We start from the raw sequence: 386 nt of genomic DNA on the forward strand, positions 1-386 counted from the left end.
CAGGATTGGTTTGCCTTCCAGACGTTAGACATATCCTTGTATATCAAAACCGGAGAGACAAATACACTGGAAATGCCGTATAGCCGCTCTTCGCTGAATCGACTGGAACTGATCACATATCCGAGTCAGGGAGAACTGAAGGATTGGCGTATGGCAGGGACGGATGCATTGCTTCCGCAACAATGGGAGAGCTACGAGGTAGGACAGGAATCGCTCCATTCTGGACAGGGATCAATCCAACGTGCAGGACAGCCTGGTATCGCCGCAGGTGGCAATTGTACTGCCAATCTGGTGCCCCGCACCACGAATGAATCGGTTAATCGTGCTACATTGAGTGAGAAGTCTCACCCTGTATCCAATCATACTCCAGTCAGAGGATCGTATGG

1 protein-coding gene is annotated in these 386 nt (G+C 50.5%); it reads left to right on the forward strand.

Features of this window, described 5'->3' with window-relative positions; genetic code table 11:
- Positions 1–36 precede the first annotated feature (36 nt).
- Positions 37–386 (forward strand): hypothetical protein (locus FMN63_RS30060; protein WP_205513841.1); only part of this gene is annotated, 350 nt, incomplete at its 3' end.

Origin of the sequence: Stappia sp. BW2 (assembly GCF_008107695.1) — a bacterium.
Lineage (GTDB): Bacteria > Pseudomonadota > Alphaproteobacteria > Rhizobiales > Stappiaceae > Roseibium.